The 18,526-nt window shown below is 66.7% G+C and carries 15 protein-coding genes; 6 read left to right on the forward strand and 9 right to left on the reverse strand.

Features of this window, described 5'->3' with window-relative positions:
- Positions 1-20 precede the first annotated feature (20 nt).
- Genes lpdA through aceE form a run of 4 tightly spaced genes read right to left on the reverse strand, consistent with a single transcriptional unit; the run spans position 21 to position 6,865 of the window.
- Positions 21-1,838: a dihydrolipoyl dehydrogenase gene (gene lpdA / locus CLU95_RS02505; RefSeq protein ID WP_099790112.1), complete on the reverse strand. Its 1,818-nt coding sequence runs from the start codon at positions 1,836-1,838 to the stop codon at positions 21-23.
- Complete coding sequence (locus CLU95_RS02510; RefSeq protein ID WP_099790114.1) at positions 1,835-2,428, reverse strand: MFS transporter; 594 nt, start codon at positions 2,426-2,428, stop codon at positions 1,835-1,837. The genes lpdA and CLU95_RS02510 overlap by 4 nt, the downstream gene beginning before the upstream one ends.
- On the reverse strand, positions 2,425-4,086 hold the full coding sequence (aceF, locus tag CLU95_RS02515) for a dihydrolipoyllysine-residue acetyltransferase (protein WP_099790116.1): 1,662 nt from the start codon (positions 4,084-4,086) through the stop codon (positions 2,425-2,427). Before aceF ends, CLU95_RS02510 begins: the two co-directional genes overlap by 4 nt.
- A 49-nt stretch (positions 4,087-4,135) precedes the next feature.
- Positions 4,136-6,865, reverse strand: a complete 2,730-nt coding sequence (gene aceE, locus CLU95_RS02520) for a pyruvate dehydrogenase (acetyl-transferring), homodimeric type (protein ID WP_099790118.1) — start codon at positions 6,863-6,865, stop codon at positions 4,136-4,138.
- A 183-nt stretch (positions 6,866-7,048) separates the two neighbouring features.
- Between aceE and CLU95_RS02525 the strand changes: the two genes are divergently transcribed.
- The 5 genes from CLU95_RS02525 (at position 7,049) to CLU95_RS02545 (ending at position 13,910) form a co-directional block, all read left to right on the forward strand.
- Positions 7,049-9,589, forward strand: a complete 2,541-nt coding sequence (locus CLU95_RS02525) for a PAS domain-containing sensor histidine kinase (protein WP_099790120.1) — start codon at positions 7,049-7,051, stop codon at positions 9,587-9,589.
- Complete coding sequence (locus CLU95_RS02530; protein ID WP_099790122.1) at positions 9,586-10,221, forward strand: response regulator transcription factor; 636 nt, start codon at positions 9,586-9,588, stop codon at positions 10,219-10,221. Before CLU95_RS02525 ends, CLU95_RS02530 begins: the two co-directional genes overlap by 4 nt.
- 80 nt (positions 10,222-10,301) lie before the next feature.
- Complete coding sequence (gene folD / locus CLU95_RS02535; RefSeq protein ID WP_099790124.1) at positions 10,302-11,153, forward strand: bifunctional methylenetetrahydrofolate dehydrogenase/methenyltetrahydrofolate cyclohydrolase FolD; 852 nt, start codon at positions 10,302-10,304, stop codon at positions 11,151-11,153.
- A 5-nt stretch (positions 11,154-11,158) separates the two neighbouring features.
- Complete coding sequence (locus tag CLU95_RS02540; protein WP_099790126.1) at positions 11,159-13,216, forward strand: M3 family metallopeptidase; 2,058 nt, start codon at positions 11,159-11,161, stop codon at positions 13,214-13,216.
- A 31-nt stretch (positions 13,217-13,247) separates the two neighbouring features.
- Positions 13,248-13,910: a glutaredoxin family protein gene (locus CLU95_RS02545; protein ID WP_099790128.1), complete on the forward strand. Its 663-nt coding sequence runs from the start codon at positions 13,248-13,250 to the stop codon at positions 13,908-13,910.
- Positions 13,911-13,950: 40 nt separating this feature from the next.
- Here the strand turns inward: CLU95_RS02545 and rpiA are convergent, their stop codons facing one another.
- A complete protein-coding gene (gene rpiA / locus CLU95_RS02550) occupies positions 13,951-14,655 on the reverse strand; it encodes a ribose-5-phosphate isomerase RpiA (RefSeq protein WP_099790130.1) in 705 nt (234 codons plus the stop codon).
- Between the two features lie 40 nt (positions 14,656-14,695).
- On the opposite strand from rpiA, the gene CLU95_RS02555 reads away from it, so the two are divergent.
- Positions 14,696-15,775, forward strand: a complete 1,080-nt coding sequence (locus CLU95_RS02555) for a quinone-dependent dihydroorotate dehydrogenase (protein WP_099790132.1) — start codon at positions 14,696-14,698, stop codon at positions 15,773-15,775.
- 15 nt (positions 15,776-15,790) lie between these two features.
- Here CLU95_RS02555 and CLU95_RS02560 read toward each other — a convergent pair whose 3' ends face one another.
- From CLU95_RS02560 to CLU95_RS02575, 4 genes are all read right to left on the reverse strand, one after another.
- Entirely contained in the window at positions 15,791-16,492 is a 702-nt protein-coding gene (locus tag CLU95_RS02560; RefSeq protein ID WP_099790134.1) for a phage holin family protein, read from the reverse strand.
- Positions 16,493-16,579: 87 nt separating this feature from the next.
- Complete coding sequence (locus CLU95_RS02565) at positions 16,580-16,876, reverse strand: glycine zipper domain-containing protein (RefSeq protein WP_099790136.1); 297 nt, start codon at positions 16,874-16,876, stop codon at positions 16,580-16,582.
- 134 nt (positions 16,877-17,010) lie between these two features.
- Positions 17,011-18,114: an NAD(P)/FAD-dependent oxidoreductase gene (locus CLU95_RS02570; protein WP_099790138.1), complete on the reverse strand. Its 1,104-nt coding sequence runs from the start codon at positions 18,112-18,114 to the stop codon at positions 17,011-17,013.
- Between the two features lie 35 nt (positions 18,115-18,149).
- Entirely contained in the window at positions 18,150-18,272 is a 123-nt protein-coding gene (locus tag CLU95_RS02575) for a stereocilin (protein WP_099790140.1), read from the reverse strand.
- Positions 18,273-18,526: the final 254 nt, after the last annotated feature.

An 18,526-nucleotide genomic window follows, 5' to 3' on the forward strand; every position in this document is an offset into this window, starting at 1 on the left:
GGCGCCGTAGCGCCTATCGATCAGGCCGCCTTCTTCGCCGGCGGCAGGTCGGTACACGTCCCGTGCGCCACTTCCGCCGCCATGCCGATGCTTTCGCCCAGCGTCGGGTGCGGGTGGATGGTCTTGCCGATGTCGATCTCGTCTGCGCCCATTTCGATGGCCAGCGCGATCTCGCCGATCATGTCGCCCGCGTGCGTGCCGACGATGCCGCCGCCCAGGATGCGGTGCGTCTCGGCGTCGAACAGCAGCTTGGTGAAGCCCTCGTCGCGGCCGTTGGCGATGGCGCGGCCCGACGCGGTCCACGGGAAGTGGCCCTTCTTGACCTTGATGCCTTCGGCCTTCGCCTGGTCTTCCGTGAGGCCGACCCATGCCACCTCGGGGTCGGTGTAGGCCACGCTCGGGATCACGCGGGCGTTGAACGCGGCGCTGGACAGCTCCTTGTCACCCTTCTGCTCACCGGCGATCACCTCAGCCGCCACATGCGCTTCATGCACCGCCTTGTGCGCCAGCATGGGCTGGCCCACGATGTCGCCGATGGCGAAGATGTGCGGCACGTTGGTGCGCATCTGGATGTCGACCGGAATGAAGCCGCGATCGCTCACCGCGATGCCGGCCTTCTCGGCGCCGATCTTCTTGCCGTTCGGGCTGCGGCCCACGGCCTGCAGCACCAGGTCGTACACCTGCGGCTCCTTCGGCGCGTTCTCGCCCTCGAAGGTGATCTTGATGCCCTCTTTCGTGGCTTCGGCGCCGACCGTCTTGGTCTTGAGCATGATGTTGTCGAAGCGCGGCGCGTTCATCTTCTGCCAGACCTTGACGAGGTCGCGGTCGGCGCCCTGCATCAGGCCGTCGAGCATCTCGACCACATCGAGGCGTGCGCCCAGCGTCGAGTACACGGTGCCCATTTCGAGGCCGATGATGCCGCCGCCCAGGATCAGCATGCGCTTGGGGTCGGTGCCCATCTCGAGCGCGCCGGTGGAGTCGACCACGCGCGGGTCCTTCGGCATGAACGGCAGGCTCACCGACTGCGAGCCGGCCGCGATGATGGCGTTGCGGAACTTGACGGTCTGCTTCTTGCCGGTCGTGTCCCAACTCGTGCCCGACGTCTCTTCGACTTCCAGGTGGTACGGATCGATGAAGTTGCCCACGCCGCGCAGCACCGTCACCTTGCGCATCTTGGCCATGGCCGTGAGGCCGCCGGTGAGCTTGCCCACCACCTTGTTCTTGTGGCCGAGCAGCTTGGCGCGATCGACCGTGGGCGCGGCGAAGCTCACGCCCAGGTCGGCGAAGTGCTTGACCTCGTCCATGACAGACGCCACGTGCAGCAGCGCCTTCGAGGGGATGCAACCCACGTTCAGGCACACGCCGCCGAGCGTGGCGTAGCGTTCGATCAGCACGACCTTCAGGCCGAGGTCGGCCGCGCGGAAGGCGGCCGAGTAGCCGCCGGGGCCGGCGCCGAGCACGACCACGTCGCATTCGACATCGACCTTGCCGCCGTAGCTGGACGCCGCCACGGGCGCCGCCGGTGCAGCCGCCTTGGGCGCGGGCGCTGCGGCCGCTGCAGGTGCCGGCGCTGCAGCAGCCGGCGCAGGCGCGGCGGCCCCGTCGACTTCGAGCGTCAGCACGACCGAACCTTGCTTGACCTTGTCGCCGACCTTCACGGCCAGCGACTTCACTACGCCGGCTGCCGACGACGGGATTTCCATCGAGGCCTTGTCCGATTCGACCGTGATGAGCGACTGCTCGGCCTTGACCGTGTCACCGACGTTGACCAGCACCTCGATCACCGCGACTTCGTCGAAGTCGCCGATGTCCGGCACCTTGATGTGTTGTTCGCTCATTTGGACACTTTCAGTTTGAGTGTGAGAACGTCGGCCGGCAGGGCCGAATTGCGATCGAATTCGCAGGCGGCGGCGATGCCCGCCTCCGCCACGTCGCGCGCGTTGCGCGACTTGTTGTCATAGGCCGCGTGCATGGCGCCGAGCGCGAAGCTGCGTCCCGAGCCGATGGCCCAGTACTGCTTGAACTCGAACACCTCGCGGTAGCTGTAGATGCCGTAGATGCCGCTCGGGTTGGCCAGCAGCATCGTGAACTGGCTCGACTCGTAGGGCTCGTGTTCGTCTTCCTTGGTCTGCATGAAGAACGAGTCCTTCAGCACCGGATGCAGCCGCGTGAAGGTGTGAAACACCTCGTGCTTGCTGCCGAACTGCAGCGCCTCGCGCGGCTGGGCGGCCAGCGCATGCTGGAGCACCAGCTGGTGCGCGGCGGCGCCCGCCACCGCGAACAGGCTCTGGCCCGCGGCATCCTCGACGGTGAAGATCTTCTGGTTCGCTTCGGCGTTGTGCGACATGCGCGTGTCGCCGAAGGTCACCAGCGAATCCGCCGCCATCGTGACCTGGCCACCCTTTCGGACGGCCACTACGGTGGTCATAGCAGGATTCGACGGTAGTCCGCGAGCACCTGGCCCAGGTAGGCGTTGAAACGCGCAGCCAGGGCGCCATCGATCACGCGGTGGTCGTACGACAGCGACAGCGGCAGCGTGAGACGCGGTACGAACTGCTTGCCGTCCCACACCGGCTTCATCTGACCCTTGGAGAGGCCGAGGATGGCCACTTCGGGGGCGTTGATGATGGGCGTGAAGTGCGTGCCGCCGATGCCGCCGAGCGAGCTGATCGACATGCAACCGCCCTGCATGTCGGCCGAGCCGAGCTTGCCGTCGCGCGCCTTCTTGGCGAGTTCGCCCATCTCGGCGCTGATCTGCAGGATGCCCTTCTTGTCGGCGTCTTTCAGCACCGGCACCACGAGCCCGTTGGGCGTGTCGGCCGCGAAGCCGATGTTGTAGTACTGCTTGTAGACGAGCTGGTCGCCGTCGAGGCTGGCGTTGAAGTCGGGGAATTTCTTCAGCGCCGCCACCACCGCCTTGATCACGAAGGCCAGCATCGTGACCTTGACGCCCGACTTCTCGTTCTCCTTGTTGGTGGAGACGCGGAAGGCTTCGAGCTCGGTGATGTCGGCTTCGTCGTTGTTGGTGACGTGCGGAATCATCACCCAGTTGCGGTGCAGGTTCGCGCCGCTGAGCTTCTTGATGCGCGACAGGTCCTTGCGCTCGACGGTGCCGAACTTCGTGAAGTCGACCTTGGGCCACGGAATGAGGCCCAGTGCCGCGCCGTCGCCACCACCACCTGCCGGCGCCTTGGCCGCCGAGGCCTTGGTGCTGGCCTGGCCGCTCATCACGGCCTTGGTGAAGTTCTGGACGTCGTCCTGCGTGATGCGGCCCTTGAGGCCGGAACCCTTGACCTCTTCGAGCGGCACGCCGAGTTCGCGCGCGAACTTGCGCACCGAGGGCGAGGCATGCGGCAGGCTGCCGGTGGGGGCCGACGTCGGCTGGTGGGCCGGCGCAGCCGTTGCCGGTGCGGCGGCCGCCGGCGCAGGTGCGCTGGCGGTTGCAGCAGCGGGCGCAGCAGCCGCGGCCTGTGCCGGCGCCGATGCGGGTGCGGCAGCACCAGCGGCGCCTTCGAGCACCGCGATCAGGTCGCCGATGTTGACGGTGTCGCCCACCTTGACCTTGAGTTCCTTCAGCACGCCGGCGCCCGACGACGGGATTTCCATCGAGGCCTTGTCCGACTCGACCGTGATCAGCGACTGCTCGGCGGCGATGGTGTCACCCACCTTCACGAGCAATTCGATGACCGCGACATCCTTGAAGTCGCCGATGTCCGGCACCTTGATGTCGACCGGACCCGATGCAGCCGGTGCGGCTGCGGGTGCAGCAGCCACCGGTGCAGGCGCTGCGGCAGCGGGTGCCGCGGCAGCAGGCGCAGCGGCCGGTGCCGGGGCGGCGGCAGCCGCGCCCTCGGCCTCGACCACCAGCACCACCGAGCCTTGCTTCACCTTGTCGCCCACGGCGATCTTGATTTCCTTGACCACACCGGCCGTGGACGACGGGATTTCCATCGACGCCTTGTCCGATTCGACCGTGATGAGCGACTGCTCGGCCTTGACCGTGTCGCCCACCTTCACGAGCACCTCGATCACCGCGACTTCATCGAAGTCGCCGATGTCGGGCACTTTCACTTCCACTGCTGCCATATCGTTGTCTCCCGCCGTCAGGCGCCGTTCGTTCGTTGGTTGTTGATGTTCAAGCGTAGAGCGGGTTGACCTTGTCGACATTGATGCCGTACTTCTTGATCGCTTCCACCACCTTGGCCACCGGCACGGTGCCATCTTCGCTCAGCGCCTTGAGCGCGGCCACCACGATGTAGTGACGATTGATTTCAAAGTGCTCGCGTAGCTTGGCGCGGAAGTCGCTGCGACCGAAACCGTCGGTGCCCAGCACCTTGTAGGTGCGACCCTTCGGCACGAACGGACGGATCTGCTCGGCGTAGGCCTTCATGTAGTCGGTCGACGCGACCACCGGGCCGGTCGTGGCACCGAGCTGCTCGGCCACGAAGGGCACGCGCGGCGTCTGGTCGGGGTGCAGCAGGTTCCAGCGGTCGGCGTCCTGGCCGTCGCGGGTCAGCTCGTTGAAGCTCGGGCAGCTCCACACCGAAGCCGACACGCCCCACTCTTTCTCGAGCAGTTCTTGCGCAGCAAAGCTCTCGCGCAGGATGGTGCCGCTACCGAGCAGTTGCACGGTCGGCGCTTCTTTCGCACCCTTGGCGGCCTTGACCACCGGGCCCTGCTTGGACAGGTACATGCCCTTGATGATCTGCTCTTCGGTGCCGGGCTGCAGGCCGGGCATCGCGTAGTTTTCGTTGAGCAGCGTCAGGTAGTAATAGACGTTGTCCTGCTTCTCGACCATGCGCTTCAAGCCGTGGTGCAGGATCACGCCGACTTCGTGCGCGAAGGTCGGGTCGTAGCTCACGCAGTTCGGGATGGTGTTGGCCAGGATGTGGCTGTGACCATCTTCGTGCTGCAGGCCTTCGCCGTTCAGCGTGGTGCGTCCCGAGGTGCCGCCCAGCAGGAAGCCGCGGGCCTGCATGTCGCCGGCCGCCCAGGCCAGGTCGCCGATGCGCTGGAAGCCGAACATCGAGTAGTACACGTAGAACGGCACCATGATGCGGTTGTTGGTGCTGTACGACGTGGCCGCCGCGATCCAGCTGGACATGCCGCCGGCTTCGTTGATGCCCTCTTGCAGGATCTGGCCGGCCTTGTCTTCCTTGTAGTACATGACCTGGTCTTTATCGACCGGGGTGTACTGCTGACCGTGCGGGTTGTAGATGCCGATCTGGCGGAACAGGCCTTCCATGCCGAAGGTGCGGGCTTCGTCCACCAGGATGGGCACGACGCGCGGACCCAGGGCCTTGTCGCGCAGCAGCTGCGTGAGGAAGCGCACGTAGGCTTGCGTGGTCGAGATCTCGCGGCCTTCGGCCGTGGGCTCCATCACCGACTTGAAGACATCGAGCGAGGGCACCGTGAAGCTCTCGTCGGCTTTGGTGCGGCGATGCGGAAGATAGCCGCCGAGGGCCTTGCGGCGCTCGTGCAGGTAACGCATTTCGGGCGTGTCGTCGGCCGGCTTGTAGAACGGCAGCTCGGCGATCTGGCTGTCGGGAATCGGGATGTTGAAGCGGTCGCGGAAGGCCTTGATGTCTTCGTCGCCGAGCTTCTTGGTCTGGTGGACCGTGTTCTTGCCTTCGCCGATCTTGCCCATGCCGAAGCCCTTGACGGTCTTGACGAGCAGCACGGTGGGCTGGCGCTTGTGGTTCTGGGCGGCGTGGAAGGCGGCGTACACCTTCTGCGAATCGTGGCCGCCGCGCTGCAGGTTCCAGACCTCGTCGTCGGTCAGGTGTTCGACCATCTTCAGCGTGCGCGGATCGCGGCCGAAGAAGTTCTTGCGCACGTAGGCGCCGTCGTTGGCCTTGAACGACTGGTAGTCGCCGTCGTTGCACTCCATCATGATCTTGCGCAGCGCGCCGTCATGGTCCTTCTCGAGCAGGGCGTCCCAGCCCTTGCCCCAGATCAGCTTGATGACGTTCCAGTTGGCGCCGCGGAACTCGCCTTCGAGCTCCTGGATGATCTTGCCGTTGCCGCGCACCGGGCCGTCCAGGCGCTGCAGGTTGCAGTTGATGACGAAGATCAGGTTGTCGAGGTTCTCGCGTGCGGCCAGGCCGATGGCGCCGAGCGATTCGACTTCGTCCATTTCGCCGTCGCCGCAGAACACCCACACCTTGCGGTTCTCGGTGTCGGCGATGCCCCGGGCATGCAGGTACTTGAGGAAGCGCGCCTGGTAGATCGCCATCAGCGGGCCCAGGCCCATCGACACCGTGGGGAACTGCCAGAACTCGGGCATCAGCTTGGGATGCGGGTAGCTCGACAGGCCCTTGCCGTCCACTTCCTGGCGGAAGTTGAGCAGCTGGTCTTCGGAAAGGCGGCCTTCGAGGTAGGCGCGGGCGTAGATGCCGGGCGACACGTGGCCCTGGATGTACAGCAGGTCGCCGCCGTGGTTCTCGCTCTCGGCGCGCCAGAAGTGGTTGAAGCCGGCGCCGAACATGCTGGCCAGCGAGGCAAAGGAGCCGATATGACCGCCGAGGTCACCGCCTTCGGGCGGGTGGATGCGGTTGGCCTTGACCACCATGGCCATGGCGTTCCAGCGCATGTAGGCGCGCAGGCGTTGTTCGATCTCGAGGTTGCCGGGGCTGCGGGCTTCCATGCCGGGCTCGATGGAGTTCACGTAGCCGGTGTTGGCCGAGAACGGCATGTCGACGCTGTTCTGGCGCGCATGTTCGAGCAGTTGTTCGAGCAGGAAGTGCGCCCGCTCGGGCCCCTCGCTCTGGATGACGGAAGACAGTGCATCCATCCATTCACGCGTTTCCTGGGCGTCCGCATCGTTTGCGGCCGAGCCGAACAGGTTCTCGGGATTTGCCGACATGCTTGTCTCTCCTTTTAGGGCTGTGGCTGTAATTTAGTGCGCTGGGCACCGAGCGCGCCGGAGTTTCGCATAGAAGTTTCCCTATTTCAAATAGTGCTTGTTGATTTCTTATTATGAAATATCAACGAAGCACGTCTCTGGCAGGGCCTCTTCGCCGGGAGGGCCATCACCTAAACTCCGCGCATGCCCCTTTCCTCCCCGCTCGCGGTCGCCCGCAGTGCCGTCAAAGCCTCGCCGCTGTCCTGGTGGCGCACGTGGTGGCGCAAGCAGACGCCCGTGCTGCAGGACGCCGTCGCGATGCTCGCGCCGATGGCGGCCGTGCTGTTGTTTCTCGCGGCCATCGTGTCGGCGTTCTGGTACCTGCGCACTGAAGAAGTCGAGCGCGAGCAGGAGTCGGTGCGACGCGACGTCGAGTACGCGCAACAACGCATGCGCCTGCGCTTGCTGGAGCGACAGGAGCAGCTGATGCGCATCGCGCGCGATGCGTCCAACCGCGAGATCGACCCCGTCGAATTCACGAGCCGCGCCGAGTCGCTGGTGAGCCAGTTTCCCGAACTGCAGACCATCAGCTGGATCGACGACCGCCGCCGCTTCAAGGCCGGCTACGCCGCGCCCAGCGTCCACCCGGCGCAGCAGCACCTGATCGGCGACGTGCTGCGCCCCGGCGACATCGAGAGCAACTACGCCCTGGCGCGCGAGCTGCGCCAGCCGGTGTACTCGCAACCCGTGGCCGGCGGCGAGCCAGCCGCGATGTTGCAGCTGCACATTCCGCTGTTCGACCAGGGCCTGTTCGCGGGCGTCGTGCTCGGCGAGTTCTCGATCGACGGCCTGCTGCGATACGGCATGCCCTCCGAAGTGCAGGCGCGCTACGCCGTCTCGCTGCTCGACGCCAAGGGCAACGTGATCGCCGGCAACACCACGCCGCTGAAGAACAGCGGCACCCGCCTGCTGCCGTGGACCGAAGCCACCAACGAATACGAAGTGCCGGTGTCACCCGTGGGCAACGCGCTGATGCTGCGCGCCCAGGCCTATCGCACCTCGCAGGGCGTGGTGGGCAACGGCCTCTTCTGGCTCGTGTGCGCCCTCAGCGTGATGACCAGCTGGATGCTGATCGGCACCTGGCGCCACACGCGGCGCCGACTGCAGGCGCAGCAGCGGCTGGTGGCCGAAACCAACTTCCGCCGTGCGATGGAAAACTCCATGCTGACCGGCATGCGCGTGCTCGACCTGCAAGGCCGCATCACCTACGTGAACGCCGCGTTCTGCGCCATGACGGGCTGGAGCGAAGACGAGCTGGTCGGCCAGACGCCGCCCTTCCCGTACTGGCTCGAATCCGACCGCGAGGTGATGAACGAGCGCCTCGAAGAAGAACTGCACGGGCGCGCCCTGCCCGGCGGCTTCCAGGTGCGCGTGAAGCGCAAGAACGGCAGCGTCTTCAACGCACGCCTGTATGTGTCGCCGCTGATCGATGCGCGCGGCCACCAGACCGGCTGGATGACGTCGATGACCGACATCACCGAGCCGACGCGCATCCGCGAGCAGCTGTCCGCCTCGTACGAACGCTTCACCACCGTGCTCGAAGCGCTCGACGCCGCCGTGTCGGTGGCCCCCATCGGCAGCGAAGAACTGCTGTTCGCCAACAAGCTGTACCGCCTGTGGTTCGGCTCCGACACCGTGGGCCACCTGGGCATGGTGGCGCAGGCCGGCGTGCCGCCGTCGAACGCGCACGACGAGGGCCTGGACGACGTCGATCCCTACGCCGGCCTGCCGATCGACACCCTGACCGCCGCCCAGACCGCGAACAACGAGATCTTCGTGCCGCACCTGGGCAAGTGGCTCGAGGTGCGCTCGCGCTACCTGACCTGGGTCGACGGCCGCCTCGCGCAACTGGTGATCGCCACCGACATCACGCCGCGCCGCGACGCCGAAGAGCAAGCCGCCGCGCAAGCCGACAAGGCCCAGGCCGCGAGCCGCCTGATCACCATGGGTGAAATGGCTTCCAGCGTGGCGCACGAACTCAACCAGCCGCTCACGGCCATCGCCAACTACTGCAACGGGATGATGTCGCGCATCAAGGGGCAGACGATCGACAACGACGCCCTGCTCGCCGCACTCGAAAAAACCTCGAAGCAGGCGCAGCGCGCGGGCCAGATCATCCAGCGCATCCGCTCCTTCGTGAAGCGCAGCGAGCCCAACCGCACGCCGGCCGACGTCGCCACCATGGTGAGCGAGGCGGTCGAACTCGCGGGCATCGAGCTGCGCCGGCGCAACGTGCGCCTGAACCACTACGTGGCCGCTCGGCTGCCGGTGGTGCGCGTCGACCCGATCCTCATCGAGCAGGTGATGGTCAACCTGCTGAAGAACGCGGCCGAATCCATCGACATCGCCGACCGCCCGCTGGCGCGCCGCAGCGTCGAGCTGCGCGTGTTGCCCAAGGTGATCGAGGGGCAGAATGCCATCGAGTTCTCGGTGCAGGACACAGGCAAGGGCCTCTCACCAGAAGTGATGGACCGGCTCTACGAGGCCTTCTTCTCCACCAAGCCCGAAGGCATGGGCATCGGGCTCAATTTGTGCCGCACCATCGTCGAGTCGCACCGCGGCCGGATGCAGGCGGAGAACATCTACAATGGCCCGGATGTGATCGGATGCCGTTTTTCCTTCTGGATTCCGGTGTTGGACGCTATCAGTTCCGTAGCAAGCGACGAGGCAAAGGTACCTGCATGAGTTTGATTCCGAAGAAGGGCACGGTCTATGTCGTCGATGACGACGAAGCCGTCCGCGATTCACTGCAATGGCTGCTCGAAGGCAAGGACTACAGAGTCCGCTGTTTCGAGTCCGCCGAATCCTTTCTCTCCCGATACGACCCGCGCGAAGTCGCCTGTCTGATCGTCGATATCCGCATGGCCGGCATGACCGGCCTCGAATTGCAGGATCGACTGATCGAACGACGCTCTCCGTTGCCGATCGTGGTCATCACCGGCCACGGCGACGTGCCGATGGCGGTCGACAGCATGAAGAAGGGCGCCATGGATTTCATCCAGAAGCCCTTCAACGACGAAGAACTCGTGTCGCTGGTCGAGCGCATGCTCGAACACGCACGCGGCGCCTTCACGCAGCACCAGCAATCGGCCAGCCGCGACGCGCTGCTGTCCAAGCTCACCGGCCGCGAGGCGCAGGTGCTCGAGCGCATCGTCGCCGGCCGCCTGAACAAGCAGATCGCCGACGACCTGGGCATCAGCATCAAGACGGTGGAAGCGCACCGCGCCAACATCATGGAAAAGCTCAACGCCAACACCGTGGCCGATCTGCTCAAGATTGCGCTCGGGCAAGCGGCCCCCACGGCCAAGGCCTCCTGAGCTGCAGCTATCTCACCGATAGCCACGCACCTTCCCCACGCCTGCGCAAGCGGGCGTTTTTACTTGGAAAATCAAAACCGATGACCGCCCAACTGATCGACGGCAACGCCCTCGCAAAAACCATCCGCGCCGAGGTGTCCGGCCGCACCGCTGCGCTGAAGGCCCGCGGCGTGAACCCGGCCCTGTCCATCATCCTGGTGGGCAGCGATCCGGCGAGTCAGGTCTACACCAAGCACAAGGTCAACGACAGCACCGAGACCGGCCTGCAGGCCACGCTCGAGACCTACCCCGCCGACCTGAGCGAGGCCGACCTGCTGGCGCGCATCCGCGCCCTCAACGACGACCCGAAGGTGCACGGCATCCTCGTTCAATTGCCGTTGCCCAAGCACATGGACAGCCAGAAGGTCATCGAGACCATCTCGCCCGCCAAGGACGTCGACGGCTTCCACGTGGCCAGCGCCGGTGCGCTGATGACCGGCGCCCCGGGCTTCTGGCCCTGCACGCCGCACGGCTGCATGAAGATGCTCGAATCGATCGGCTACGACCTGCGCGGCAAGCACGCCGTGGTCATCGGCCGCAGCAACATCGTCGGCAAGCCGATGGCCATGATGCTGCTTGCCCAAAGCGCCACCGTGACCATCTGCCACAGTGCCACGCAAGACCTGGGTGCGATCACGCGCCAGGCCGACGTGATCGTCGCCGCCGTCGGCAAGCTCAACCTGCTGACCGCCGACATGGTGAAACCCGGCGCGGTCGTCATCGACGTGGGCATGAACCGCAAGGCGGACGGCAAGCTGGCCGGCGACGTCGATTTCGACGGCGTGAAGGAAGTGGCCGGCTGGATCACGCCCGTGCCTGGCGGCGTCGGCCCGATGACCCGCGCCATGCTTTTGGTCAACACCCTTGAAGCGGCCGAACGCGCCGCCAAGTAATTTCCATGGCCATGACGAACAACCCCCTCCTCGACTTCACCGACCTCCCGCTGTTCGACCGCATCCAACCCGTGCATGTGTCGCCCGCGGTCGACACGCTGCTGGCCGATGCCGAGGCTGCGCTGCAGACGGTGACGGCACCCGAATTCCCGGCCGACTGGATCGCGATCTCCAAGGTGCTCGACGTGGCCTCCGAACGTTTCAGCCGCGCCTGGGGCGCCGTCGGCCACCTCAACGCCGTGGCCGACACGCCGGAGCTGCGTGCCGCCTACAACGAGGCCATGCCGCGCGTGACCGCGTTCTGGACCCGCCTGGGTTCCGACGAACGCCTGTACGCCAAGTACAAGGCCATCGACCCGGGCACGCTCAACCCCGAGCAGCGCCAGGCGCACAAGAACGCCGTGCGCAACTTCGTGCTCGGCGGTGCCGAGTTGCAGGGCGAGGCCAAGCAGCGCTTTGCCGACATCCAGGAACGCCAGGCCGAGCTGAGCCAGAAGTTCAGCGAGAACGCCCTCGACGCCACCGACGCCTTCGCGCACTACGCGCAGCTGGGTGAGCTCGACGGCGTGCCCGCAGACGTGGTGAGCGCTGCGCGTTCCGCCGCCGAGGCCGAAGGCAAGCAAGGCTACAAGCTCACGCTCAAGATGCCGTGCTACCTGCCCGTGATGCAGTTCGCCAAGAGCAGCGCGCTGCGCGAAACCCTTTACCGCGCCTATGTCACGCGCGCCAGCGAACTCGGCGATCCGAAGTTCGACAACACCGCGCTTATCACCGAGATCCTCGCGCTGCGCGAAGAAGAGTCGAAGCTGCTGGGCTACAAGAATTTCGGCGAACTCTCGGTCGTGCCCAAGATGGCCGAATCGCCCGAGCAGGTCGTCAAGTTCCTGCGCGACCTCGCCGCCAAGGCCAAGCCCTACGGCGAGCGCGACCTGGCCGACCTGCGCGCCTTTGCGTCCGAGCAGCTGAACCTCGTCGATCCGCAGGCCTGGGACTGGACCTACGTCGGCGAAAAGCTCAAGGAAGCGCGCTACGCCTTCAGCGAGCAGGAGGTGAAGCAGTACTTCCCGGCGCCGAAGGTGATGGCGGGCCTGTTCAAGATCGTCGAGACGCTGTTCGAAGTGTCGATCCGCCGCGACAGCGCGCCCACCTGGCACCCGAGCGTCGAGTTCTATCGCATCGAGCGGGCCGGCCAGAAGGTCGGCCAGTTCTACCTCGACCCCTCCGCCCGCGCCGCCAAGCGCGGCGGCGCCTGGATGGACGACGTGCGCGCCCGCTGGCTGCGCCCCGACGACGGCGTGCTGCAAACGCCCATCGCGCAGCTGGTGTGCAACTTCGCCAGCGGCGTCGACGGCAAGCCGCCGCTGCTCACGCACGACGACGTGACCACCCTCTTCCACGAATTCGGCCACGGCCTGCACCACATGCTCACCCAGGTGAACGAGCGCGACGTCTCGGGCATCAGCGGCGTCGAATGGGACGCGGTCGAACTGCCGAGCCAGTTCATGGAGAACTTCTGCTGGGAGTGGGACGTGCTCACCCACATGACGGCCCATGTCGACACCGGCGAGCCGCTGCCGCGCGCGCTGTTCGACAAGATGACCGCCGCCAAGAACTTCCAGAGTGGCCTGCAGACGCTGCGCCAGATCGAGTTCTCGCTGTTCGACATGCTGCTGCACACCGAGCACCAGGCCGCCGCCGCCCCGGCGGGCGCCGTGATGGCGCTGCTCGGCCAGGTGCGCGCCGAAGTGGCCGTGATGCCCTCGCCGCCGTTCAGCCGCACGCCGAACACCTTCAGCCATATCTTCTCGGGCGGCTATGCGGCCGGCTACTACAGCTACAAGTGGGCCGAGGTGCTGAGCGCCGACGCCTACGCGGCCTTCGAGGAAACCGTGGGCGCCGACGGCGAGCCGAACATCGAGACCGGCCGCAAGTACCGCCAGGCCATCCTCGAGGCTGGCGGCAGCCGCAGCGCCATGGAGTCGTTCAAGGCCTTCCGCGGCCGCGAGCCGCAGCTTGATGCGCTGCTGCGACATCAGGGCATGGCTCAGGCCCAGCCCGCTTGATACGGCGCTGAAGCTTGCGATACTCGGGAGGATGTATCCGACTTTTTACAAACTCTCCTCGCATCGCCTGATCGGCCTGGCCGTCGTGCTGCTCTCGGCGGCTGCCAGCGTGCTGGCGCAGCCGGTCTACCGCCAGGTCGACAAGAACGGCAAGGTCACGTTTTCGGATCAGCCCCCCGTCGTCACCAACGCGCCGACGGGCGGGCCGCAACCGGCCGGCATCAATGCACCGGCCAACAGCGGGCTTCCCTACGAACTGCGTCAGGTGGCCCAGCGCTACCCCGTCACGCTGTACAGCGGCGAAAGCTGCGGCCCCTGCAACGAGGCGCGCACGCTACTCACCACGCGCGGCATTCCCTTCGAGGAACGCACCATCAAGAGCAACGAGGACGTCGACGCCCTGCAGCGTCTGAGCGGACAGAACGCACTGCCGCTGCTGACCGTCGGGTCGCAGCAGCTCAAGGGCTTCTCGGATGTGGAATGGTCGCGCTACCTCGATGCGGCCGGCTATCCCAAGAGCAACAGCCTGCCCGCGGGCTACCGGCCGTCCGCCGCGCGCCCGCTCGTCGCGCAGCAAGCACCGGCGGCGGCTGCGCCCCGTGCAGCCGACACGCCGCTGCAGCCGCCGAACCCTGCGCCGGCTCCGCCTTCGAACGCACCGGGCCCGAGCAACCCGGCCGGCATCAAGTTCTAAAGACGATGGGGGCCTGGCCCCCATTTCGCAGCGTCGCCGCTCAGCCGGCGAACTGCATCGTCTTCACGCCGGATGCCGTGCCCAGCAGGCAGACATCGGCCTTCTGGTGCGCAAAGACCCCCACCGTCACCACGCCGGGCCATTGGCTCACTTCGGATTCGAAGGCGCGCGGGTCGGTGATGCGCAGGCCGGTCACGTCGACGATGTGCTGGCCGTTGTCGGTCACCAGCGGCAGGCCGTCTTTCTCGCGCACCTGGGCGATGCCGCCCAGGCTGGCGAACTGACGCATCACGCGGCGCACCGCCATCGGGATCACTTCCACCGGCAGCGGAAAGTCGCCGAGCGTCTCGACCAGCTTGGAGGCGTCGGCAATGCAGATGAAGCGCTTGGACTGCGCCGCGACGATCTTCTCGCGCGTGAGCGCCGCGCCGCCGCCCTTCACCATGTAGCCCCGGTGGTCGATCTCGTCGGCGCCATCGATGTAGACGGCCAGTTCTTCCACCTCGTTGCTGTCGAACACCGGGATGCCCAGCGCGCGCAGGCGCTCGGTGGAGGCGACCGAGCTGGAGACGGCACCCTTGATCTCGTCCTTGATCGTGGCCAGCGCGTCGATGAACTTGTTGACCGTGGAGCCGGTGCCCACGCCGACGATTTCGCCCTTGACCACGTAGGCCAGCGCGGCAAGGCCGACCTGGGCCTTGAGTTCATCCTGGGAAAGAGGGCTTGGGGAGGTGGGTGCGGTCATCGCGGAGAATCCTTGGCTCATTGAAGTCGAGAATTATCCGATGCCCCTGCTGCTGCCCTCTTCGCTCTATGGCCTGGCCCGCCCTTTTCTGTTCGGTTTCGATCCCGAGCACGCCCATGAAATCACCCTCGACGGGCTGGCCCGCACCCAGAACACGCCGTTGGCCTGCGCCTACGCGGCGGCGCGCGTCGAAGACCCCATCCAGCTCGCGGGCCTGAATTTCCCCAACCGCGTCGGCCTGGCCGCCGGGCTGGACAAGAACGCACGCTGCATCGACGCCTTCGCGGCCATGGGCTTCGGCTTCGTCGAGGTCGGCACGGTCACGCCCAAGGGCCAGCCCGGCAACCCGAAGCCGCGCATGTTCCGCCTGCCGCAGCGCGACGCGCTGATCAACCGGCTCGGCTTCAACAATGAAGGGCTCGACGCCTTCCTGACCAACGTGCAGAAGGCGCGCTTCCGCAAGCAGGCGGGCGGCAGCAAGTCGCCCATGCTGCTGGGCCTGAACATCGGCAAGAACGCCGCCACGCCGATCGAGCGTGCAGTTGACGACTACCTGGCCTGCCTGGACGGTGTCTACCCGCACGCGGACTACGTGACGATCAACATCTCCAGCCCCAACACGGCCAACCTGCGCTCGCTGCAGAGCGACGAGGCCCTCGACGCCCTGCTGGGCGCCGTGGCCGAGCGACGCGAAGCACTGGCCACGCGCCACGGCAAGCGTGCGCCGCTGTTCGTGAAGATTGCCCCCGACCTCGACGACGCGCAGGTGGCCGTGATTGCCGCCACGCTGCAGCGCCACGGCATGGACGGCGTGATCGCCACCAACACCACGCTCGCACGCGACGCGGTGGCCGGCCTGCCGCACGCGCAGGAAGCCGGCGGCCTCTCGGGCGCACCGGTGCGCGAAGCCAGCAACCGGGTGATCGCGCAACTGCGCGCGGCACTGGGCAAGGACTTTCCGATCATCGGGGTGGGCGGCATCCTGAGTGCGGCGGATGCCAAGGCCAAGATCGCCGCGGGTGCGGACGTGGTGCAGATCTACACCGGCCTGATCTATCGCGGCCCCGGGCTGGTCCGCGAAACGGCCCAGGCGCTGCAGCAGGATCGCCGCAAGGCCTGAGCCGGTTCTTCGTGCTCAGCGCATGCGCCAGAGCACGGGCGCAATGACCGTGGCCCAGCGCAGCAGCCGCTTCGGGCGAATCACCGCCACAGCCGCAGCGGCGACAACCCCGGCAGCCACCGGGTGCTCGCGTGCAATGCGCAACGCGGTTGCCGCGGCCGACTCGTGGACGGGCTCGCCTGTCGCCGGCTGCGTCTCGCGACCGCCCTGCAGGGTGGCGATGCGTTCACGTTGACGCTCCATGCGGGCCAGCAGCTCCTCGCGCGTGGCGGGGCGCGGCGGACGCGGCGCTTCGTCGTCCTGCTCCGGGTCCTTGCCGAGGTTGAAGCGGTCCTGGACCCAGGCCCAGTCGCGCTCGAACTCCTGAAAGGTCGGAACGAAGCTGTTGGACGCATTGCTCAGGCTGCGCATCAGGCCGATGACGGCCGCCAGCCACAGCACCACCCAGACAGCGGCCACCACCCAGGCGGCGGTGACGCGGTACGGCGTGTCCCAGTAATGCACGACCACCGCCATCGAGAGCAGCGCCACCGCGACGGTGGTCAGCCCCAGCACCGCGACGACCAGAACCAGCGTCAACTTCAGGCGCTGCTTCTCGTCCTCCCAGGCCATGCGCAGCAACTGCACCCGGTCCTCGGCCGCCAGCGCACCTTCGGCCGCGGCGATGCGCAACCGGCGGATACGGGCATCGAGCCCGAACAGGGACAGCAGTTTCATGCGCCGCCTCCGCCCTCGCCGGCCACATCCGCGTGGCAACGGCGAACCAACGGACGACGGTGTGCGCTCAGGCCGGTGCGGTGACGCTCAGCGGCGGCCAAGCAACAGACCCACCAGCACGCCGACCGCCAGTGCGGCGCCGGCAACTTGCCAAGGTTCGTCGTGGGCGTAGCTGTTGGTGGCGGTGGCCGCCTGGCGCGCCTTCTTGGCGGCCAGCTTGCTCTTTTCGGAAGCCAGCTCGCGCGCGATGGCGAGCTTGGTGTCGATGCGTTGGCGCAGCGCCTTGATGTGGGGAACCGAATCCAGGTCCTTGCTGGCCAGCACGCCGCGCACGTCGCTTGCGATGTCTTCGGCTGCTGCTTCAAGATTGTTGGATGCACTCATTGGAATCTTTCCTCCGTGATGACACCGGCACCGCGCCGGCGGCTTCACGCCAGCATATGGCGTGCTGTCATGTTACAGGCTCGAAAGCCCCTCATGCGCGACAGATGTGCTCAGTTGTGCCTGAGTACACGTGATCAGGCCTCTGCGAGCAGGCCTGCAACATGCCGTCCGATGGCCAGGCAACTGGTGAGGCCCGGCGACTCGATGCCGAAGAGATGGACCAGCCCCGGCACCCCATGCGACGCCGGCCCTGCGATCACGAAGTCGGCCGCAGGCTCATCCGGCCCCGAGATCTTCGGACGCATGCCCGCATAGCCGGGGATCAACGCACCGTCGGGCAACGCCGGCCAGTACCTGCGCACCTCGTCGTAGAAACGATCGCCGCGCGCCGGATCGACCACGAGATCGTCGGCGCTCTCGACCCATTGCACGTCGGGCCCGAACTTCGCCTGTCCGCCGAGGTCCAGCGTCAGGTGCACGCCGAGCCCGCCCGGCTCCGGCACGGGATAGATGAGCCGGCCGAAAGGCGCGCGGCCCGCGAGGGTGAAGTAGTTGCCCTTGGCGAAGTGCGCGCGCGGCACGGCCGATGCCGGCATGCCTTCGAAGCGACGCGCCAGTGCCGGGGCACCGAGCCCCGCGGCATTGACCACCGTGCGGCAACGCAGCGCCGTGCCATCGGCGGCGATCAGCACGACGGCGCCGTCCCCGCGTTCGGCACGCGCGATGGGCGACTTGAGCGCCAGCATGCCGCCTGCGTTCTCGAGGTCGCCGAGCAGGCTCAGCATCAGCGCGTGGCTGTCGACGATGCCCGTGCTCGGTGAATGCAGCGCCGCGACGCAATGCAGCTGCGGCTCCATTGCGAGGGCTTGCTGCGCAGTGAGAAGGACCAGATCGTCCACCCCGTTGGCCGCGGCCTTGGCGCGGATCACGTCGAGCTGGCCCACCTGTTCAGCGGAGGTCGCCACGATGAGCTTGCCGCAGCGGTGGTGCGGCACGCCGCGCGCCTGCGCGTAGGTATAGAGAGCGTTGCGCCCTTCCACGCACAGCGTCGCCTTCAACGAGCCCTGCGGGTAATAGATACCTGCGTGGATCACCTCGCTGTTGCGGGAACTCGTTCCCGTGCCGATGGCCCCTTCGGACTCCAGCACCAGCACCTCCCGGCCTGCGAGCGCCAATGCGCGCGCCACGGCCAGACCCACCACGCCAGCACCGATGACGGCGCAATCGACTTCATCCATCGCGCGAGCTTAGCGCGGCGCGAGGGGCGTCGTTCTCACCTTGCGCTGGGCGGCGGCTCGGGGTCGGTGGGCTCGTCGGGCGCGTGCTCCGGCCCTTCGTCGGGCTCGACCGGCAGGCCGGGCGTGATCGGAGACGGAAGATCGGGTTGGGTGGCCATGGCTGCACTCCTTCGTTCCATCTCTTCGTTCTAGCGCGTTTTCACGCGCCTGCAAGCAGCCCGCGGCGGAAGGCGTCGTCGGTGCGCACCGACAGCAGCCCTCCGCTCAGGCGCCCCAGCGCCAGATCAACACACGCTGCGGCATTCATCGCCCCCCTTCCCTTCAACACTCCATCGAGAAGATCACATACCGCGATTCATGGCAGGGCCAGTCTAGAAGTCGCCGTGCCTTCGCACATGAGCGGAACGCACTT

Source organism: Variovorax sp. 54, from assembly GCF_002754375.1.
Lineage (GTDB): Bacteria > Pseudomonadota > Gammaproteobacteria > Burkholderiales > Burkholderiaceae_C > Variovorax.